At 67.9% G+C, this 18,554-nt stretch carries 17 protein-coding genes; 2 read left to right on the forward strand and 15 right to left on the reverse strand.

Going from position 1 to position 18,554, the window contains the following annotated elements; translation table 11 throughout:
* Positions 1-7: 7 nt before the first annotated feature.
* The 14 genes from atpD to rpmE form a co-directional block, all read right to left on the reverse strand.
* Positions 8-1,456 (reverse strand): F0F1 ATP synthase subunit beta, encoded by a 1,449-nt coding sequence (atpD, locus tag B1818_RS03905; RefSeq protein ID WP_078112008.1) that lies wholly within the window; start codon positions 1,454-1,456, stop codon positions 8-10.
* A 69-nt stretch (positions 1,457-1,525) separates the two neighbouring features.
* A complete protein-coding gene (locus B1818_RS03910; RefSeq protein WP_055474988.1) occupies positions 1,526-2,449 on the reverse strand; it encodes a F0F1 ATP synthase subunit gamma in 924 nt (307 codons plus the stop codon).
* 45 nt (positions 2,450-2,494) lie between these two features.
* Positions 2,495-4,123, reverse strand: coding sequence for a F0F1 ATP synthase subunit alpha (gene atpA, locus B1818_RS03915; protein ID WP_055474989.1), 1,629 nt, complete (start codon positions 4,121-4,123; stop codon positions 2,495-2,497).
* A gap of 86 nt (positions 4,124-4,209) precedes the next feature.
* The gene (locus B1818_RS03920; RefSeq protein ID WP_058252758.1) at positions 4,210-5,634 is read right to left on the reverse strand and encodes a F0F1 ATP synthase subunit B/delta; all 1,425 of its coding nucleotides are present in this window, start codon (positions 5,632-5,634) and stop codon (positions 4,210-4,212) included.
* Between the two features lie 2 nt (positions 5,635-5,636).
* Positions 5,637-6,125 carry a F0F1 ATP synthase subunit B gene (locus B1818_RS03925; RefSeq protein ID WP_055474991.1) on the reverse strand — a complete coding sequence of 163 codons (489 nt, stop codon included), beginning with the start codon at positions 6,123-6,125 and terminating at the stop codon, positions 5,637-5,639.
* 47 nt (positions 6,126-6,172) lie between these two features.
* Positions 6,173-6,424, reverse strand: coding sequence for a F0F1 ATP synthase subunit C (locus B1818_RS03930; protein ID WP_004021252.1), 252 nt, complete (start codon positions 6,422-6,424; stop codon positions 6,173-6,175).
* Positions 6,425-6,560: 136 nt separating this feature from the next.
* Positions 6,561-7,310, reverse strand: coding sequence for a F0F1 ATP synthase subunit A (atpB, locus tag B1818_RS03935; protein WP_058252757.1), 750 nt, complete (start codon positions 7,308-7,310; stop codon positions 6,561-6,563).
* The gene (locus B1818_RS03940; protein WP_004021250.1) at positions 7,307-7,720 is read right to left on the reverse strand and encodes a hypothetical protein; all 414 of its coding nucleotides are present in this window, start codon (positions 7,718-7,720) and stop codon (positions 7,307-7,309) included. The genes atpB and B1818_RS03940 overlap by 4 nt, the downstream gene beginning before the upstream one ends.
* Before the next feature lie 284 nt (positions 7,721-8,004).
* Entirely contained in the window at positions 8,005-9,204 is a 1,200-nt protein-coding gene (locus tag B1818_RS03945; RefSeq protein WP_078112009.1) for a glycosyltransferase family 4 protein, read from the reverse strand.
* A gap of 51 nt (positions 9,205-9,255) precedes the next feature.
* Positions 9,256-10,515, reverse strand: coding sequence for a serine hydroxymethyltransferase (gene glyA / locus B1818_RS03950; protein ID WP_078112010.1), 1,260 nt, complete (start codon positions 10,513-10,515; stop codon positions 9,256-9,258).
* On the reverse strand, positions 10,512-11,171 hold the full coding sequence (locus B1818_RS03955; protein ID WP_058252755.1) for an L-threonylcarbamoyladenylate synthase: 660 nt from the start codon (positions 11,169-11,171) through the stop codon (positions 10,512-10,514). The genes glyA and B1818_RS03955 overlap by 4 nt, the downstream gene beginning before the upstream one ends.
* Before the next feature lie 4 nt (positions 11,172-11,175).
* Positions 11,176-12,084 (reverse strand): HemK/PrmC family methyltransferase, encoded by a 909-nt coding sequence (locus tag B1818_RS03960; protein WP_058252754.1) that lies wholly within the window; start codon positions 12,082-12,084, stop codon positions 11,176-11,178.
* Between the two features lie 5 nt (positions 12,085-12,089).
* Complete coding sequence (gene prfA / locus B1818_RS03965; protein WP_058252753.1) at positions 12,090-13,166, reverse strand: peptide chain release factor 1; 1,077 nt, start codon at positions 13,164-13,166, stop codon at positions 12,090-12,092.
* A 120-nt stretch (positions 13,167-13,286) separates the two neighbouring features.
* Positions 13,287-13,499, reverse strand: coding sequence for a 50S ribosomal protein L31 (rpmE, locus tag B1818_RS03970; protein ID WP_010842972.1), 213 nt, complete (start codon positions 13,497-13,499; stop codon positions 13,287-13,289).
* A gap of 301 nt (positions 13,500-13,800) precedes the next feature.
* Here rpmE and B1818_RS03975 point away from each other — a divergent pair, with 301 nt between their 5' ends.
* Together B1818_RS03975 and B1818_RS03980 are read left to right on the forward strand one after the other, a co-directional pair.
* Positions 13,801-15,009, forward strand: coding sequence for a sulfite reductase subunit alpha (locus tag B1818_RS03975; RefSeq protein ID WP_058252752.1), 1,209 nt, complete (start codon positions 13,801-13,803; stop codon positions 15,007-15,009).
* Between the two features lies 1 nt (position 15,010).
* Positions 15,011-15,943 (forward strand): heme transporter, encoded by a 933-nt coding sequence (locus B1818_RS03980; protein WP_058252751.1) that lies wholly within the window; start codon positions 15,011-15,013, stop codon positions 15,941-15,943.
* Between the two features lie 330 nt (positions 15,944-16,273).
* Here B1818_RS03980 and rho read toward each other — a convergent pair whose 3' ends face one another.
* Positions 16,274-18,343, reverse strand: a complete 2,070-nt coding sequence (gene rho, locus B1818_RS03985; RefSeq protein WP_078112011.1) for a transcription termination factor Rho — start codon at positions 18,341-18,343, stop codon at positions 16,274-16,276.
* Between the last annotated feature and the right edge of the window lie 211 nt (positions 18,344-18,554).

Genomic DNA, 18,554 nt, shown 5'->3' on the forward strand with positions numbered 1-18,554 from the left:
CGAACCGCTACTTTCCGCTGATCTTGGCGGCGGCGGCCTCCACGTCGTCGAGTCCACCGCAGCTGTTGAACGCCTGCTCGGGCAGGTGGTCGAACTCGCCCTTGGCGACACGGTCGAAGGCCTCGATGGTGTCGGCGAGCGGGACGACCGAGCCCTTCTGGCCGGTGAACTTCTCGGCGACGAGGAAGTTCTGGCCGAGGAACTTCTGGATACGGCGCGCACGCTGCACCGTGACCTTGTCCTCTTCGGAGAGCTCGTCCATACCGAGGATGGCGATGATGTCCTGCAGTTCCTTGTACTTCTGCAGGATGCGCTTGACCTCGTTGGCGACGCGGAAGTGCTCGTCGCCGACGATCGACGCCTCGAGGATGCGCGAGGTCGAGGTCAGCGGGTCCACGGCGGGGTAGATACCCAGCTGCGAGATCGGACGCGAGAGCTCGGTGGTCGCGTCGAGGTGCGCGAAGGTCGTGGCCGGTGCCGGGTCGGTGTAGTCGTCGGCGGGGACGTAGATCGCCTGCAGCGAGGTGATCGAACGACCCTTGGTCGAGGTGATGCGCTCCTGGAGCTCACCCATCTCGTCGGCCAGGGTCGGCTGGTAACCCACCGCGGACGGCATACGGCCGAGGAGGGTCGAGACCTCCGAGCCCGCCTGCGTGAAGCGGAAGATGTTGTCGATGAAGAGCAGCACGTCCTGGTGTTTCACATCGCGGAAGTACTCCGCCATGGTCAGCGCCGACAGCGCCACGCGCATACGCGTGCCCGGCGGCTCGTCCATCTGACCGAACACCAACGCGGTGTCCTGGAGAACGCCCATCTCCTCCATCTCGAGGTGGAGGTCGGTGCCCTCACGGGTGCGCTCACCGACGCCGGCGAACACCGAGGTGCCGGAGAACTCACGCGCGATACGCGTGATCATCTCCTGGATGAGGACGGTCTTGCCGACGCCCGCACCACCGAACAGACCGATCTTGCCGCCCTTGACGTACGGGGTCAGCAGGTCGATGACCTTGATGCCGGTCTCGAGGATCTCGGTCTTGCCCTCGAGCTCGTCGAAGGCCGGCGGCTTGCGGTGGATGCTCCACTGCTCGCCGTCGCGGCCGAGGCCCGGGCTGTCGAGGCAGTCACCGAGGGCGTTGAACACGTGGCCCTTGACGACGTCGCCGACCGGCACGACGATCGACTTGCCGGTGTCGGACACGGCCGCGCCGCGGACCAGGCCGTCGGTCGGCTGCATCGAGATCGTGCGCACCAGGTTGTCACCGAGGTGCTGCGCGACCTCGAGGGTCAGGGTCTTGGCGACCGAGGAGAGAGCGACCTCGGCGTGCAGGGCGTTGAACAGTTCAGGAATCGAGCCCCGCGGGAACTCGACGTCGACCACGGGGCCGATGATGCGGACGACCCGCCCGTCGGCGGAACCCACCGACTGCGCGGAGGGGGTTTCTACTGCTGCGGTCATGGTGCTTGGGTCACTTCCTCTTTATCGAAGTATGGGTTCTCGTCGATCCGGACTCGGCTGGCGCGCACGCTAATTCGCCAGTGCGCTCGAGCCGCCGACGATCTCGCTGATTTCCTGGGTGATCTGGGCCTGGCGGAGCTGGTTGGCCTCGCGCGACAACGACTTGGACAGTTCTTCGGCGTTGTCCGTCGCGGCCTTCATCGCGGTGCGGCGCGCGGCCGACTCCGATGCCGACGAATCCAGCAGCGCCGCGTAGACCCGCGTCGCCACGTACTTCGGCAGCAGCGCGTCGAGCAGGGCGTCGGCCCCGGGTTCGAAGGTGTAGTTGCGCGACGGCGTGTCGTCGGACGAATCCTCGTCGTGCGACACGACCAGCGGGGCGATCCGCCGGACCTCGGGCACCTGCGCCAGCATCGACTGGAACCGCGTGTAGACCAGGTGCAGCTCGTCGACACCCTCGAGGGTGCCGTCTCCTTCTGGGCGCTCGACCTCGGTGCCCGATCCTGCCTGGAAGAGGTCCACCAGGAAGCTGGTCGCCGTCGCCGCGTCCGAGTACTGCGGTGACTCCGAGAAGCCCGTCCACGAGTCCGAGATCTCCAGACCCCGGAAGCTGAAGAACCCGACACCCTTGCGACCCATGACGAACAGGACCGCTTCCTTGCCTTCGTCGCGCAGGAGCGCGATGAGTTCGCGGGTCGCCTTGAGCACGTTCGCGTTGTAACCACCGCACATACCGCGGTCGCTGGTCACGACCAGGATCGCCGCGCGCTTCGGGTTCTCCCGCTCGTTGAGCAGCGGGTTGTCCAGCGATCCCGAGTTGCTCGCCAGCTCCGAGAGCACGGCGGTCATCTCCTGCGAGTACGGCTTGGCCGCCGCCACCCGTCCCTGTGCCTTGGTGATACGCGAGGTCGCGATCAGTTCCTGAGCCTTGGTGATCTTCTTGGTCGACTGGACCGACCGGATGCGTGAGCGCAGCTCACGAATGCTGGCCATGAGCCCTCACCCCTTCCTTTTCGCGATGTCCGTTGACGTCTGAGATCACTTGCGGATCTTGATCTCTTCGTTCTCGACGTTGTCGGCATCCATCGCCTCGGCCTCGGCCTCGTTGACGACGCGACGGCCGTCGTGGGTGAGGTAGCCGTTCTTGAACTTGTTGGTCTCGGCGATCAGGGCCTCGGCCTGGTCGTCGCTGAGCACCTTGCCGCCGGCGATCGAGTCGTAGACACCGGTCGCGTTGTGGTGCAGGTGGCTCAGCAGCTGGGTCTCGAAGTTGCGCACGTCGTCGACCGGGACCGAGTCGTAGTGGCCCTCACCGCAGAGATAGATCGAGACGATCTGATCCTCGACCGAGAAGGGGCTGTACTGGTCCTGCTTCAGCATCTCGACCCAGCGGGCACCGCGCTCGAGCTGTGCCTTCGAGGCGTCGTCGAGGTCGGAGGCGAAGGCCGAGAAGGCCTCCAGCTCACGGAACTGGGCCAGCTCCAGACGCAGCGATCCCGAGACCTTCTTGAGGCCCTTGGTCTGGGCGGCGCCACCGACGCGCGACACCGAGGTACCGACGTTGATGGCCGGTCGAACACCCTTGTTGAAGAGGTCCGACTCCAGGAAGACCTGGCCGTCGGTGATCGAGATGACGTTGGTCGGGATGAACGCCGAGACGTCGTTGGCCTTGGTCTCGATGATCGGCAGACCGGTCATCGAGCCACCGCCGAGCTCGTCGGACAGCTTCGCACAACGCTCCAGCAGACGGGAGTGCAAGTAGAAGACGTCACCGGGGTATGCCTCGCGGCCCGGCGGACGACGCAGCAGCAGCGAGATGGCGCGGTAGGCCTCGGCCTGCTTGGTCAGGTCGTCGAACACGATGAGGACGTGCTTGCCCTGGTACATCCAGTGCTGGCCGATGGCCGAGCCGGTGTACGGGGCCAGCCACTTGAAGCCGGCCGAGTCCGAGGCGGGAGCCGCGACGATGGTGGTGTACTCCATCGCGCCCGCCTCTTCGAGGGCGGACTTGACGCCGGCGATGGTCGAACCCTTCTGACCGATCGCGACGTAGATGCAGCGAACCTGCTTGGTGGGGTCGCCGGTCTCCCAGTTGGCCTTCTGGTTCAGGATGGCGTCGATGCAGACCGCGGTCTTGCCGGTCTTGCGGTCGCCGATGACGAGCTGACGCTGTCCGCGGCCGATGGCGGTCATGGCGTCGATGGCCTTGATGCCGGTGGCGAGGGACTCCTCGACCGGCTGGCGCTCGAGCACGGTGGCGGCCTGCAACTCGAGGACGCGCTGCTCGTCGGCTTCGATGTCGCCCTGGCCGTCGATCGGGGCACCCAGCGGGTTGATGACGCGTCCCAGGAACGCATCACCGACGGGGACGGAGAGCACGTCGCCGGTGCGGCTGACCTGCTGGCCTTCTTCCAGGGACTCGTAGTCACCCAGGATCACGGCGCCGATCTCGTCCTCGTCGAGGTTCAGTGCGACGCCGAGGACGCCGCCGGGGAACTCGAGGAGCTCGTTGGCCATTGCGCTCGGAAGGCCGCTGACGTGGGCGATGCCGTCCGAGGTATCGGTGATGATGCCGACCTCGTCACGCGACGCTTCGGCTTCGAACGACGAGACGTACTGCTCGATCGCTCCCTTGATCTCGTCTGGTGAGATCGTCAACTCCGCCATGGGTTCTCGTCTTTCCTTGATGTGGCTCGGAGTCTCGAAGGCTCTGAGCTCTGGGCTTCGTGGGTTCGGGTGTGTCGGGGTGGTCGTCAGCGCGGCAGCGTCTCGGCGGCCTTGGCCAGCCGTGTCGCGACATCGGCGTCGATGACCTCGTCGCCGACACTGATCCGGAGACCGCCGAGCAGTTCCGGGGCGATCTCGGTCTGCACCGAGATGGTCCGACCGTAGATTCCGCCGAGCACGCCCGACAGTCGATCGATCTGGGCATCGGACAGCGGTGAGGCGGACACCACGTGGGCGACCGACTCGCCGCGACGGGCGGCGGCCAGCTCGGCGAGCTGATCGACCGCGACGTCGGCGGCCTGGCCGTGCAGCAGGCGCACGGTCGAGGACAGCAGCGTCCAGGTGTGGGTGCCGACCTTGTCGCCGACCAGCTTCTTCAGCAGGTCGACGCGCTTGTCGGCGTCCTTGCCGTGGTCGGACAGCAGCGAGGACAGCTGCGGGTTGGCCTCGAGGACTCGGCTCACCCGGAAGAGCTCGTCCTCGACCTGCTCGATGACCCCGTCGCGTTCGGCGGCGGTGAGGACGATCAGGGAGTTCTGACGACGCAGACCGACGACGAAGTCGCTCGACGACGACCACCGCTGACTCGACGCGGTCGCGAGCACCTCGACGACGACCGGGGCGAGCTTGCCGTCGAACAGACGGTGCACCATGGCCTTCTTGCCCTCGGGGTTCTCGTCGTCCTCGACCAGGCGCTTGCGCAGGACCGGGTTCTCGCCGAGGAAGTTGATGGCCGCGGTGAGGTCACCCGAGGCGTCGGCAAGTGCCGAACCGTCGAGATCGATTGCCGCCGAATCGAAGTGCTCCGACACGGCGAGAGCGGCGTCGCGGCTGGCGGCACGCATCGCGTGCAGACCGACGAGCGAGGCGCTCGAGGGAACCGCGTTCGCCGAACCCGACGACATCTCCTCGAGTTCGTCGATGACCCGGTCGACGCTCGCCGCCTGGGCCGAGTCGTCGGCGAGATGATTGCGCACCAGTTCGCCGGCCTTGTCGACCGCGGTGAGTCCGAGATCGGTGCGCAGCTGACGAACGAGGTTGGCGCGCACCAGGGCGACCTGGTTGCGGCCGTGCTCGGAGATGCGCTTGACCTCGTGGTCGGCCTGTGCGCGGATGTCGGAGGTGATCGCCTCGGCGTCGGCCGCGGCGTCCTTCTGCATCTGTTCCGCCTCGGCCTTGGCCTCGGCGACCGCCTTCTCGCGGGCCTGCTTGCCGTCGGCGACGCGCTTGGCAGCGGCCTCGCTCTCGGCGAGCTGCTGACGCACGGTCTCCTGTCGATCCCGCATCATCTTCGCCACCGGCGGCCGGACGTACTTCCACAGGAGGAAGAGGATGACCGCGAAGCCGAAGAGCTGAGCGATGAAGATCGCGGGGTCGAACGCAGCACCGATGTCGTGCAGCCAGGTGCCGATGGGGCCCTGGTCGGATTCGGTCTCAGTGTTGGCAGCCATGATCAGTTCACCGCTCCGCTCGTCGATCGGGTATCGGAAAGAGTTGCCGAGTCGACACCGAGCACACGCGCCGCAAGCGTCTTGGCGAGTGCGTCCACATCAGCTGCAGCCGTCGAAGCGGCCTGCTCACCCTGCGTCGCCAGCTCGGAGCTGGTCGACTGCAGGGCGGCGTCGGCCTCGGCGGTCGCTCGCTGCTTCATCTCGTTCAGCTGTTCCCGCCCCTGGGCGCGAGCATCGTCGCGCTTGGCGGTGGCCTCACCGCGCGCTTCCTTGAGGAGCGAACGGAACTGGACGTCCGCATCCTCGAATTCGGCGGCGGCGGTCCGGTTGTCCTCCACGGTGCGGTGGATCATCGCGTCCCGCTCCTCGAGGACCTGCTGGATCGGCGGAACCACGAACTTGCGGATGACCAGCAGCAAAATCACGAAGATGAGCAGGACAACGAAGAACGTTCCATTCGGGAGCAGGAAGTTCTCTGCAGCAAGCGTCATTGTGGTGAGGTGTCGTTTCTACTCGGCGACAAAAGGGAGAGCGACGATCAGCCGGCGCTGATCGGGGTGGCGAACACGAAGAGCGCCATGAAGGCCAGGTTGATGAAGTAGGCCGCCTCGACCAGACCGACGGTGATGAAGAACGGGGTGAACAGGCGACCCTGTGCCTCGGGCTGGCGAGCGATACCGGCGATCAGCTGGCTACCGGCCAGACCGTTACCGATACCGGCACCGACGGCGCCACCGGCCATGATCAGGCCGCCACCGATGAGTGCGCCGAGGCCAATCATTGGATCCATTGTGATATTTCCCTTTCGTTGCTGACATCTGGTGTGTCAGGTCTGGAGTTGCGCCGACAGGTGCCGGAGCAGGTCGTCATGTTCGGTTGTGGGCGCGGCCGTGTCCGTCTCCGCGCGGTGCCCGGGTTCGGGCGGGTCAGTGATCCTCGGTCTCCATCGACTGCGAGAAGTAGAGGATCGTCAGCAGCGCGAAGATGAACGCCTGGATCAGACCGACGAAAAGCTCGAAGGACTTCCAGATCGCGTTGGGCGCCCACATGATGTACGGCGGGAAGAGTGCGATCAGGGCGACCATCATGCTGCCGGCGAAGACGTTGCCGAAGAGTCGCAGCGAGAGCGAGATCGGCTTGGTGAACTCCTCGATGACGTTGATCGGCGCGAGGAATGCGACGTGGCCCTTGATGATCCGCTTCGGGTGACCCAGCAGGCCGCGCTTCCGGAAGCCGGCGATCTGGTACCAGACGAAGACGAAGAGCGCGAGGGCGTAGGCGAAGTTCACGTCCGCGGCCGGCGGCTTGAGGATCTCGTGGTGACCGACCTGGACCGGCAGGACGGACAGCCAGTTGGAGATCAGGATGAAGGTGAAGAGCGAGACCGCGAGCGGGAGAACGTAGGGGGCGATCTTCATGCCGATGGCACTCTCGACCTGCCCACGCATCTGGATGGTGATGGCCTCCCAGAACAGCTGCACACCCGACGGCACGCCGGTCGAGGTGACCTTCGACTTCAGGTAGAACGCCAGCGCGAGCATGATCGCCGCGGCCAGCGCCGTCGCGATGATGGTCTCCAGGTTGAAGGTCAGTCCGAACAGCTCGAACTTGGTGTAGTGACCCACCTGGATGGCCGGTTCGCCATCCTCTGCGGCAAGGTTGAAGGCGGTCGTCATGGTTGGCTACGAAGTCCTTTCATCACCGGAATGACCGTGTTCAGCACCAAGACCACTTGGCCGATGGCGAGTCCGAACATCGCGCCCAACCCGTCGGGTTGGACCAGAAAAGCCGCCAGCAGCGCGAGCGCCGTGATGGCACCGAGTCGCATGGCGGAGTTGAGAGCAAGGGCGGTCTTGCGCGGGTTCTCGTCGGCGACCACGACGTCGACGGCACGTCGGACGAGGATCGCGTTGACGAAGATCCCGGCGACACCGAGAAGGAAGAACACCGCGAAGAGCGGATGTCCGACGGCGAGCGAGACGGCAGCCACGACCACGATGAACCCGCCCGCGATGAGCGCGGGGCGGCGGAGTCCGGTCGGCGCCTGGGGATAGACGGGGGCCGAATCAGGGGCAGATGCGGTCATGTCCCTCCTCAGCTCTCCTACTCCATACCGATGGCACGGATCACCCGCGTACGTGCAGCAACACATGGCCGCTGGGCGTCAGCTCGCGTTTCGTTGTGACCCTACCAACACCATTCTTGGTGTCTCACCGGGGGGTATTGCGTCGTGTGAGACAGAACCGGGGCTTTGTGTCCGGGTCTGCGCACATGTTGACTACTACGGGCGATAGTACACGATAATTTACGGTTTCCTTACCTTAGGCCCAGGTATCGCCCTCACGGAAATGACAGGGTCGCAGACGCCGGTCAGCGGTACGCCTTCGTCGACGTTCGCAGTTCGGCGAGGCGTCGATGCAGGCGCGGCGCCATCGTCACCAGCATCGCGACGACGAGGCCCGCACCGAAGGCCGGGGCGACCACCGACAGCGGGAACAGCGTGCTGGCCGCCGCCGAGAACGCGAGCACCCCGACCCACAGATAGATGATCAGCGCGACCCGGCGCTGCGAGTGCCCGAGTTCGAGCAGGCGGTGGTGCAGGTGCATCTTGTCCGGGGTGTAGAAACCGACGCCGGCCCGGGTCCGCCGGATCACCGCCAGCAGCATGTCGAGCATCGGGATGAAGACGACGGCGGCGACCAGGATCAGCGGGGACAGCAGCGTGAAGATGTCGGCCGGTCCGTAGGCGTTCACGGCGATACGGCCCGAGGCACTCGTGGAGGCCGCGGCGAGCAGCAGACCGATCAGCATCGCACCCGAGTCACCCATGAAGATCCGTGCCGGCGAGAAGTTGTGCGGGAGGAATCCGAGGCACGCGCCGGCCAGTGCCACCGAGATGAGGGCCGGGGGGTAGTAGCTGACGTCGCCGCCCTGGTCGCGCAGCAGACCGAGCGAGAACATACAGATCGCCGCCGCGGCGATGAGTCCCAATCCCGCGGCCAGACCGTCGAGGCCGTCGACGAAGTTGATCGCGTTGATCGTCGCGACCGTGATCGCGACCGTGAGGAGACCGGCCTGCAGCGGGTCGAGCACCAGCGTGCCGATGTCGGCGAACGGGATGTAGAGCTGCAGCCAGCTGATGCCGAGCAGCACCAGAACGCCGGCGGCGGTGAGCTGACCGACGAATTTGGTCAGCGCGTCCAGGCCCCACCGGTCGTCGACGACGCCGACGAGGACGATCACCGTGCCGGCGGCGATCACCGCCGTCATGTCCGTGGTGTAGGCGAATCCGCGATTGAGCGCGGGGAGGTTCGCGGCGAGCGCGATCCCGGCCACCACCCCACCGAACATCCCGAGCCCGCCGAGGCGAGGTGTCGGGATCACATGCACGTCGCGGACCCGCGGCACGGCGACCGCGCCGGCGCGGATCGCGAACACGCGGACCGCCGAGGTCAGGAGGTAGGTCATGGCCGCGGCAGTGAGCCCCACGAGCAGGAGCTCGCGCAGAGGAACCCCCGTCCCTCCCCCGTCCGCGGCGGCGGCGAGCAAGGCCGGTGCGCCACCGGTCATCGCGCCACCACCGGTGTCAGACGGGCAAGGGTCTCTGACATTGCGACCACGCTACCCGTAGGCCAGTGCGGCGATCTCGCGACGGATCCGCTCGTGTGTCTCACGGTCGCGCGTCGACATCGCCGCGGCCATCGCGTCGGCGACGACCGGATGCATCGCGGCGGTCATGCCGCGCTCGGTGGCCACCGGCGTACCGATCCGGATCGCCGATCCCTCGGAGACGGGGCGGGTGTCGAACGGGAGGACCGCCTTGTCGACGACGATCCCGGCCGCGCCGAGCCGGTGCTGCGCCTCCATCCCGGAGATGCCGAAGCCGCTGACGTCGACGACCGCGAGGTGGATGTCGGTGCCGCCGGACACCACCCGGGCGCCCCGAGACGCCAGTTCCGCGGCGAGACCGCGGGCGTTGTCCACCGCACGACGGACGTAGCCGGCGAACTCGTCGGTACCGGATTCCGCGCAGGCGACCGCCTTCGCGGCGACGGCGTGCATCGCGGGACCGCCCTGCACGAACGGGAAGACCGCCTTGCGCAGGGCCTCGCCGTGTTCGGCCCGCGCGAGGATGACCCCGCCGCGCGGACCGCGGATCACCTTGTTGGTGGACAGGGTGACGATGTCGGCGTGCGGCACCGGCGAGGGCAGCAGGCCGGCCGCGATGTGCCCGGCGAGATGTGCGGCGTCGACCCAGAGGATGCATTCGGCCTCGTCGGCGATCCGGCGCAGGGACGCAAAGTCGAACGTCCGCGAGTAGGACGCGGCGCCGGCGACGAGGATGCGGGGGCGGTGCACCAGCGCGAGATCCCGGACCTGGTCGTAGTCGACGAGTTCGTCGTCGCGGCGGACCTCGTAGTGCAATGGCGAGAACCACCGGCCGGAGAAGTTCGCCCGAGAACCATGCGTCTGGTGGCCGCCGTGTTCGAGGCGCAGCGCGAGCACCGGGTCTCCGGGCTGGGCGAAGGCGGCATAGACGGCGAGGTTCGCCGCACTCCCCGACAGCGGCTGGACATTGACGTACTCGGCGCCGAACAGCGCGCGGGCCCGTCCGACGGCGAGCTCCTCGAGCTCGTCGGCCACCTCACAACCGCCGTGGTAGCGCGCCCCGGGATACCCTTCCGCATACTTCGCGTCGAAGACCGACGCCATCGCGGCACGCACCCCGGGCGTCGGCTCGGTCTCGCTGGCGAGCAGCTGCAAGGTGTCGCGGCGCCGGCCGACCTCGCGGCTCACCAGGGCGTCGACCGCGGCGTCACCGGTCGGGGCGCTGCCCGCCTCGACGCCGTGTGGTCCGAACCTCGGCGCGTCGGGGCTCATCGCTCCGCGAGCAGCGCGGCCGGGTCCGTGTCGAGTACGTCGGCGACGGCGTCCGTCGAGACCGCGCCCTCGCGCAGGATGCGCGGACTCGGCCCGGAGACATCGACGATCGTCGACGCCTGCGCGGCCGGCGCCGGGCCACCGTCGAGGTACACCGCGATCTCGTCACCGAGTTGTTCGCGCGCCTCGTCGGCGGTGGTCGCCGGCGGACGCCCCGAGACGTTCGCGCTCGAGACCGCCATCGGCCCCACCTCGCGCAGAACGTCGATCGCGACCGGGTGCAGCGGCATCCGCAGCATGACGGTGCCGTCGGTGTCGCCGAGGTCCCACGCCAGCGAGGGTGCTTGTCGGACAACCAGACTCAGGCCGCCCGGCCAGAAGGCCTCGATCAGGTCGCGGGCAGGCTGCGGCACCGAGAGGACCAGTCCGTCGATCGAGTGCCAAGAGCCGACCAGGACCGGCACCGGCATGTCCCGGCCGCGGTGCTTGGCCGCCAGCAGCGCACCGACGGCGTCGGAATCGAACGCGTCGCATCCGACGCCGTAGAGCGTGTCGGTGGGCATCACGATCAGCCGTCCGGCCTTCGCCGCCCCGACCGCCGCCCGAATCCCCGACGAGCGGTTCTGTGGATCGTTGCAGTCGAAAACAGTGCTCACGCGATCATCCTGCCATGCCGCGTCCGACGGACCCGGCCTGCCGTCGGCGCGCCGTCACGAACCTCGGCCGGCCCGTCAGATCCGTGTGCCGGGTGACTTCCTCGAAGTCGCCGTGCGCGTGCAGGCACGACACGACGGCGTCGGCGGTCGTGTCGTCGTGTTCGATCCCGACGACGCCACCCGGCGTCAGCGTGCGGGCGATGACCGGCACCATCGGCACGATGACCGACATCCCGTCCGCGCCGCCGAAGACCGCGCGAGCCGGGTCGTGGGCGACCTCGGGTCCGACCACGGCGTCGAGCGGCACGTAGGGCGGGTTCGTGACCAGGACCGACACGCTGCCGGCCGGGATGGCTCCCGCGACCTGATCCGGATCGGTGACGTCCGCGGCGACCACGTCGACCCGTGACCCGCCGGCCGGTGTCGCGGCGGCGACGTTGCGACGCAACCACACCAGCGCATCCTCGTCGGCCTCGACCGCCACGACCCGGGTCGCCGGACTCATCGCGGCGATGCCGATCGCCAGTGCCCCACTGCCGCTGCAGAAATCAGCCGCGGAATGCGGCCCGGGGGTGGCGCGGAGTCGGTCGACCGCCCATTCGAGGAGGTACTCGGTCTCCGGCCGGGGGATGAACACTCCGGGGCCGACGGCCAGCTCGACCGGGCCGAACGCGGCGGTCCCGATGATGTGCTGCAACGGAATTCGCTGCGACCGCAGGTCGATCGCGGACCGGAACGCGCGGGCCGGCGCGTCGTCGATCGCGTCCACCAGCACGAGACGGCCCGCATCGATCCCGAGCACGTGCGCCATCAGCCATTCGGCGTCACGGCGGGCGGAGTCGATCCCGGACGCGGCGAGACGGGCGGTTGCGGCACGCAGTTCGTCCAGCACCGGGGTCGGCCTGCCGGTCACAACACCTATTCCGCTTCCATGCGGGCCTGCCGGTCCGCGGCGACGAGCGCGTCGAGCAGGTTGTCCATGTCACCGGCGAGCACCGCGTCGAGATTGCTGGCCTTGTAACCGATGCGGTGATCGGTGATGCGGTTCTCGGGGAAGTTGTAGGTCCGGATCCGCTCGGACCGGTCCACGGTGCGGATCTGGGCCGCACGACCCTGCGCGGCGGCGGCCTCCGCTTCTTCCTCGGCTGCGGACTGCAGCCGGGCGGCGAGGACCTGCATCGCGCGCGCCTTGTTCTGCAACTGCGAACGTTCGTTCTGGCATGTGACGACGATTCCGGTGGGCAGGTGGGTGATCCGGACCGCCGAATCGGTGGTGTTCACGCCCTGGCCGCCCTTGCCGGACGAGCGGTAGACGTCGATGCGCAGTTCCGATTCGTCGATCGTCACCTCGGCCACCTCTTCGGGCTCGGGGTAGATCAGCACCCCGGCCGCCGACGTGTGGATGCGGCCCTGCGACTCGGTGACCGGCACCCGCTGGACGCGGTGCACACCGCCCTCGAACTTCAGTCGCGACCAGACCCCGTCGCGCACGGCCTCTTTCGACTTGATCGAGAAGGTGGCCTCTTTGTAGCCGCCGAGATCGGACTCGGTCACGCCGAGCACCTGCGCCTTCCAGCCGTGACGCTCGCAGTACTTGAGGTACATCCGGGCCAGGTCCGCCGCGAACAGTGCCGATTCCTCGCCGCCCGCACCGGATTTGATCTCCAAGACCACGTCGTCGGCGTCGTGGGGGTCGCGCGGGGCGAGCAGGTCGGTCAACGTCGCGTCGAGTTCCTCGACGGCCTCTTCGAGAGAGGGGATCTCGGCGGCGAACGACGCGTCATCGGCGGCCAGTTCCCGTGCGGCCTCGAGATCCTCGCGTGCCGCCTTCAACCGGGTGTAGGTCGCCATGACGGGCGCGAGCTCGGCGAATCGCTTGCCGACGCGACGGGCCGCGGCGGGATCGTCGTGCAGGGCGGGATCGGCCAGCTGGCGTTCGAGACCCGAGTGCTCGGCCAGGATGTCGTCGATGGCCGAGGGACTCTGCGTACTCATGAAGGCGACCTCACTTGTCGACCGGCGCACGCCGGATGATCGGCGACACCGGGAAGAACTCTGACCGGAAAACACAGCGACGCCCGTCCCGACATCGTCGGGCGGGCGTCGCAGCGTGGTCTACTTGGCGCGCTTGCCGTAGCGCTTCTCGAACCGGGCAACGCGGCCGCCGGTGTCGAGGATCTTCTGCTTGCCCGTGTAGAACGGGTGGCACTGCGAGCAGACCTCGACGTTGATCCGACCGTTGGCAGCGGTGCTGCGGGTCTCGAAGGTGTTGCCGCAGCCGCAGACGACGGTGGTCGTCGCGTACTCGGGGTGGATTCCCTGCTTCATGTCTGACTGTCCCTTTCTGAGGTCGCCGGGTCACCGTCGCTTGTCGACGGTGTGAACCGGAACCGGACTCGACCGATCAGTATGCCACGGGGGCATCACCCGGGAAAAATCCCGGTCACCGCGGTCGCAGGTGCCTCAACGGCAGGCCGCTCGGATCCATTCCCGGCACGGCCACCCGCACTCCACTGCACGTGACGCAGATCGCGATCCTCGTAAGGGTTGCCTAAGTGTAGTACCGTGGCGTCGCCCGCCCTGTCGGCGGCACACGCTCCCCCGCACCCCGTCCCCGAAGGAATCCTCGATGTACGACGCCGCCTCCACCGGCAGCAGCCTCGCAGTCGACACCGCACGGACCTCCCCCGCCCGTCGTACCGGCAAGACGGCCCGATCGCCGTGGAACCGGCGCAATCCCTACCCGGCGACGGTCGTGCGGAACGAACTCCTCTCCGGTCCCGGATCGGCCAAGGAGGTCCGGCATCTCGAACTCGATCTCGGCGACAGCGGCATCACCTACGAGCCCGGCGACGGCATCGGCATCGCTCCGACGAACGATCCCGCGCTGGTCGATCTCCTGCTCGCCCGGCTGCGCGCGGTGGGCGACGAGATCATCGCCGACCGCAAGGCGACCTATACCCTGCGCGAGGCACTGACCAGCAGGTACGAGATCGGCGCGCCGTCGAAGTACCTCGTCCGGGTCGTCGCCGAACGCACCGGACACCCCGAACTCGCCCGACTTCTCGACGCCGGTGACCCGCAGGCACTCGACGCGTGGCTCCACGGACTCGACGTCCTCGATCTGCTGGATCTGGACCCGACCTTCACCCCGACTCCCGAGGAACTGCTCGAGGAGTTGAGTCCCCTCGCGCACCGCGAGTACTCGATGTCGTCGAGCCCGCGGGTCCACGGCGACACCGTCCACATCACGATGGCCACGGTGCGCTACCGCGTCGCCGACCGGGATCGCGGAGGTGTGTGCTCCACCCACCTGGCCGACCGCTGCGCGCCCGGCGACACCGTGCCCGTCTTCATCTCCCCCAACAAGAAGTTCCGGCTGCCCGCCGACGACGTCTCGGCCATCATGATCGGCCCGGGCACCGGCATCGCCCCGTTCCGCGGTTTCCTGCATGAGCGGGCCGCGGCCGGCGCACCCGGCGGCAACTGGCTGTTCTTCGGTGACCAGCATCGCGGCCACGACTACCTCTATGCCGAGGAGCTCGACCGGTTCGTCACCGACGGGCTTCTCGACCGGCTCGACCTCGCCTTCTCCCGCGATCAGGAACACAAGATCTACGTCCAGGACCGGATGTGCGAACACGGCGGTGAGCTGTTCGCGTGGCTCGAGGCCGGCGCGCATCTGTACGTGTGCGGCGACGCCACGACGATGGCCGACGACGTCGACGCGGCGCTGCACGAGATCGTCGCCGAACACGGTGGTCTCGAGCCCGACCAGGCCGTGGCGTACGTCGATCGCCTGCGCGCGGAGAATCGCTACTCTCGCGACGTCTACTGAGATGACCCACTCCGCCGGGGACCATCCGCACGCCCGCAGCGATCTCGAGATCCTGCTGCGGACAGCCGGATTCGCGGAATCCTCGGTGAATCACGACGTCCCCGCGGTCGCCGCGCGCCTGCCCGGTCTGGCCCAGGTCGTCGGCGTCACCGTTGCCGGTCCGGTGATCATGAACGCGGTCGGAGTCCATGACCTCCCGACGGCCGTGGGCGGTCCGCTACGTGTCGACTCGCAGCAGATCGCACTGCGGCTCAACCCCTCTCGCTTGTCGTCGGCGTTGCTCAGCGATCCCGCCGCCCACGTTCCGCCGACCCTGCGACTGTTCGACCACCGCGGCAACACCGCTCACGCCACCTACCTGACGGAGAACTCCGACCGGCTGGCGTTCGAGGCGATGACCTGCACCGGCGCGGCCGCGGTCCTCGATGGGCCCTTCGTGGATTCGCCTGCGCCACAGTGCGTGGAGCCGTCCGCCTCGATCGACGACGATCAGGTCGCACAATTCGACGCGGTACTCACCGACGGAGGTGTCGCCCGCCTGGCGGCCCTCCCCCATCTCGACTGCGCGCGTACCGTCCGCGTCGAGACACGTGCGGTGATCGCCGCACTCGAGCACGCAGCGGGACTGGGGATGACCGTGACCTTCGCGACGGCGGCGCCGGGATGCATCCAGATGCGCCAGGACCGTCTCGACGGAGCCCGCGAGCATCGGGGCCAGATGGTGCTGGCATCCGGCAGCACCCGCGTGATGATCAACTTCGATCTCGTCGGCGAGTGCTGGGTGACGTGGCCCCGCGGGGTGTGGGACCGCTCGGGATCACTCGAGATCTACAGCCGCGGAGGCGAGTGCGCGCTGATCGTGACCCAGACCGGGGCCGTCGCACCGCCGAGTGCGCAGGCGTGGCAACACCTGGCGGCCGACCTCGCCGGCTGAGAGGGTACCGCGCGAGTCGCGCACCCGTACCGTCCCACTGCTTCTCCAAGCCGAGAGAACGACCTGCCCCCTGCTCCTGAGGAGCACCCGAAGCGTGCGGAGGGCGCGTCCAACCCCGCTCCCTGAGGAGCGCCCGGAGCTTGCGGAGGGCGCGTCCAACCCCGCTCCCTGAGGAGCGCCCGGAGCTTGCGGAGGGCGCGTCACGAAGGGTCTTCGCAACCCGTCGTCTCACCAGGACCCTTCGTGACGCTCGCAAGCTCGCTCCTCAGGGAGCGGGGATATGACGCTCGCGAGCTCGCTCCTCAGGGAGCGGGGATATGCCGGACGAACTCAGTCGTCGTTGTTCCCGCCCGGTGCGGTCTTCTGCACGGTCATCAGGAACTCGATGTTCGTCTTGGTCTTCTTGAGCTGACTGATCAGCAGGTCGATGGCCTGCTGCGAGTCGAGACCCGAGAGCACGCGACGCAGCTTGTGCACGATGGAGAATTCCTCCGGCGACAGCAGCAGCTCGTCCTTACGAGTACTCGACAGGTTGACGTCCACCGCCGGGAACACCCGGCGCTCGGAGATCTTGCGGTCGAGCTTGAGCTCGGCGTTGCCGGTGCCCTTGAACTCCTCGAAGATCACCGTGTCGCCGGTGGAGCCGGTCTCGACGAGCGCCGAGGCGATGATCGTCAGCGATCCGCCGTTCTCGATGTTGCGCGCCGCACCCAGGAACCGCTTCGGCGGGTACAGCGCGGTCGAATCGACACCACCGGACAGGATCCGACCCGACGCGGGCGACGCGTTGTTGTACGCACGACCCAGACGGGTGATCGAGTCCAGCAGCACCACAACGTCTTTCCCGCTCTCGACGAGTCGCTTGGCGCGCTCGATCGCGAGCTCGGACACCGAGGTGTGGTCTGACGGCGGCCGATCGAAGGTCGAGGCGATGACCTCACCCCGCACCGAACGCTGCATGTCCGTGACCTCCTCGGGACGCTCGTCGACGAGGACGACCATGAGGTGGCATTCGGGATTGTTGGTCGCGATCGCGTTGGCGATGTCCTGCAGGATCGTCGTCTTACCGGCCTTCGGCGGCGACACGATCAGGGCCCGCTGCCCCTTGCCGATCGGCATGATCAGATCGATCACACGGGTGTCGAGTCGTTCGGGGGTGGTCTCCAGCCGCAGGCGCTGGTTCGGGTACAGCGGCGTGAGCTTGTTGAACTCGGGGCGACGCTTGGCCGTCTCGACGTCTCCGCCGTTGACGGTGTCCAGCCGCACCAGCGGGTTGAACTTCTGGCGCTGGTTCTGCTGGTCGCCCTCGCGCGGCACCTTGACCGCACCGGTGATCGCGTCGCCGCGTCGAAGTCCGTTCTTGCGGACCAGGTTCATCGAGACGTAGACGTCGTTCGGACCGGCGAGGTACCCCGAGGTGCGCACGAAGGCGTAGTTGTCGAGCACGTCGAGGATGCCGGCGACGGGCTGCAACACGTCATCGTCGGACACCTGCGGCTCGTTCGGGGTGTCGCGATTCTGGCCGCGACGACGCTCACGGAACCGGCGACCCCGACGGCGACCGCCGCCCTCGCCGTCGTCGTCCTGACCACCGTCGCGGTTCTGGCCCCCGTCACGGTTCTGATTTCCGTCGCGGTTCTGGTTGCCGTCGCGGTTCTGCTTGTCGCGGTTCTGGCCCCCGTCGCGATTCTGGTTGTCGCGGTTCTGGTTGCGGTTGCGGCGAGTGCGCTGGTCGTTGCCGTCGGAGTCACCCGCGGCCTCGCCCGAGCCGTCACGGCCGCGGCGTCGCTCGCGTCCCGCACCGGTCTCCGACGAGTCGGTCTCGGAAGCGCTGCCACCCTTGGGTGCATCCCCGGCCTGGGCCTCGGACTTCACCGCGTCGGCGCCGTTCCTCGAGCCGTCGGCCTGGGTGGCAGCCGGGTTGTTCGTTGGTCCCGAAGCGTCGGCGTTCGCGGTCTCGGTGGACGACGCCTCGGCCGGTGCGTCGGCGGCAGCGGCCTTGCGGCCGGCGCCGCGCTGGGTGCGCGCGCCGCTCCGGGGGGCGTCGTTCTTCTCGGTCGTGTCCGCCCCGGCCGCTGCCGGGGAGTCGCCGATGGTCAGTTGGTCGTCGTTCGTCGCCGGCTTCGACGTGCCGGCCTTCGACCGGGCGGGAGCGCTCTTGGCGGCCGGGGCGTCGCCACCCGCCTGGCGCTCCTTGATCGCGGCGATCAGATCGCCCTTGCGCATCCCGGAGGTGCCCTTAATGCCGAGTTCACCGGCGACCGTCCGCAGTTCGCTGAGCACCATGCCGGACAGGCCGGTTCGTGCACGTGTCTTGGTGGCCGGTCGTCCCGAGTCGGGGCCGGCCGAACCCGCGGATTCCTGCTCGGCAGGTGCGGTGATCAGGTCCGTATCGGTCACGGAAGTCCTTTCGTTCCTCCCGCAGACGAGAACTGCGTGAGGTCTACGTTTCCCTGCTTCTGTGCGCTAGGGAGTCCGTCCGCGGTGGACGGTGAGAATGTGTGGTCCGCTGCGAGCGTGCCCGGAAACACCTGCGCTTCTGCACCGTCGACAGAGATCCATGACCCCGGCCCGGATACACAGCCGGTCATCTCCGATCGGCGAAGGATGA

The organism is Gordonia sp. IITR100 (genome assembly GCF_002009645.1).
Lineage (GTDB): Bacteria > Actinomycetota > Actinomycetes > Mycobacteriales > Mycobacteriaceae > Gordonia > Gordonia hongkongensis.

What these genes read in the sequence shown, in the direction of transcription:
- B1818_RS03940 (WP_004021250.1), bottom strand. Translation starts at nt 7,720, where the DNA reads ATGACCGCATCTGCCCCTGATTCGGCCCCCGTCTATCCCCAGGCGCCG.
- atpA (WP_055474989.1), bottom strand. Translation starts at nt 4,123, where the DNA reads ATGGCGGAGTTGACGATCTCACCAGACGAGATCAAGGGAGCGATCGAG.
- B1818_RS03980 (WP_058252751.1), top strand. Translation starts at nt 15,011, where the DNA reads ATGACCCACTCCGCCGGGGACCATCCGCACGCCCGCAGCGATCTCGAG.
- B1818_RS03945 (WP_078112009.1), bottom strand. Translation starts at nt 9,204, where the DNA reads ATGACCGGTGGCGCACCGGCCTTGCTCGCCGCCGCCGCGGACGGGGGA.
- rpmE (WP_010842972.1), bottom strand. Translation starts at nt 13,499, where the DNA reads ATGAAGCAGGGAATCCACCCCGAGTACGCGACGACCACCGTCGTCTGC.
- atpD (WP_078112008.1), bottom strand. Translation starts at nt 1,456, where the DNA reads ATGACCGCAGCAGTAGAAACCCCCTCCGCGCAGTCGGTGGGTTCCGCC.
- B1818_RS03920 (WP_058252758.1), bottom strand. Translation starts at nt 5,634, where the DNA reads ATGGCTGCCAACACTGAGACCGAATCCGACCAGGGCCCCATCGGCACC.
- B1818_RS03975 (WP_058252752.1), top strand. Translation starts at nt 13,801, where the DNA reads ATGTACGACGCCGCCTCCACCGGCAGCAGCCTCGCAGTCGACACCGCA.
- B1818_RS03930 (WP_004021252.1), bottom strand. Translation starts at nt 6,424, where the DNA reads ATGGATCCAATGATTGGCCTCGGCGCACTCATCGGTGGCGGCCTGATC.
- glyA (WP_078112010.1), bottom strand. Translation starts at nt 10,515, where the DNA reads ATGAGCCCCGACGCGCCGAGGTTCGGACCACACGGCGTCGAGGCGGGC.
- atpB (WP_058252757.1), bottom strand. Translation starts at nt 7,310, where the DNA reads ATGACGACCGCCTTCAACCTTGCCGCAGAGGATGGCGAACCGGCCATC.
- prfA (WP_058252753.1), bottom strand. Translation starts at nt 13,166, where the DNA reads ATGAGTACGCAGAGTCCCTCGGCCATCGACGACATCCTGGCCGAGCAC.
- B1818_RS03910 (WP_055474988.1), bottom strand. Translation starts at nt 2,449, where the DNA reads ATGGCCAGCATTCGTGAGCTGCGCTCACGCATCCGGTCGGTCCAGTCG.
- B1818_RS03925 (WP_055474991.1), bottom strand. Translation starts at nt 6,125, where the DNA reads ATGACGCTTGCTGCAGAGAACTTCCTGCTCCCGAATGGAACGTTCTTC.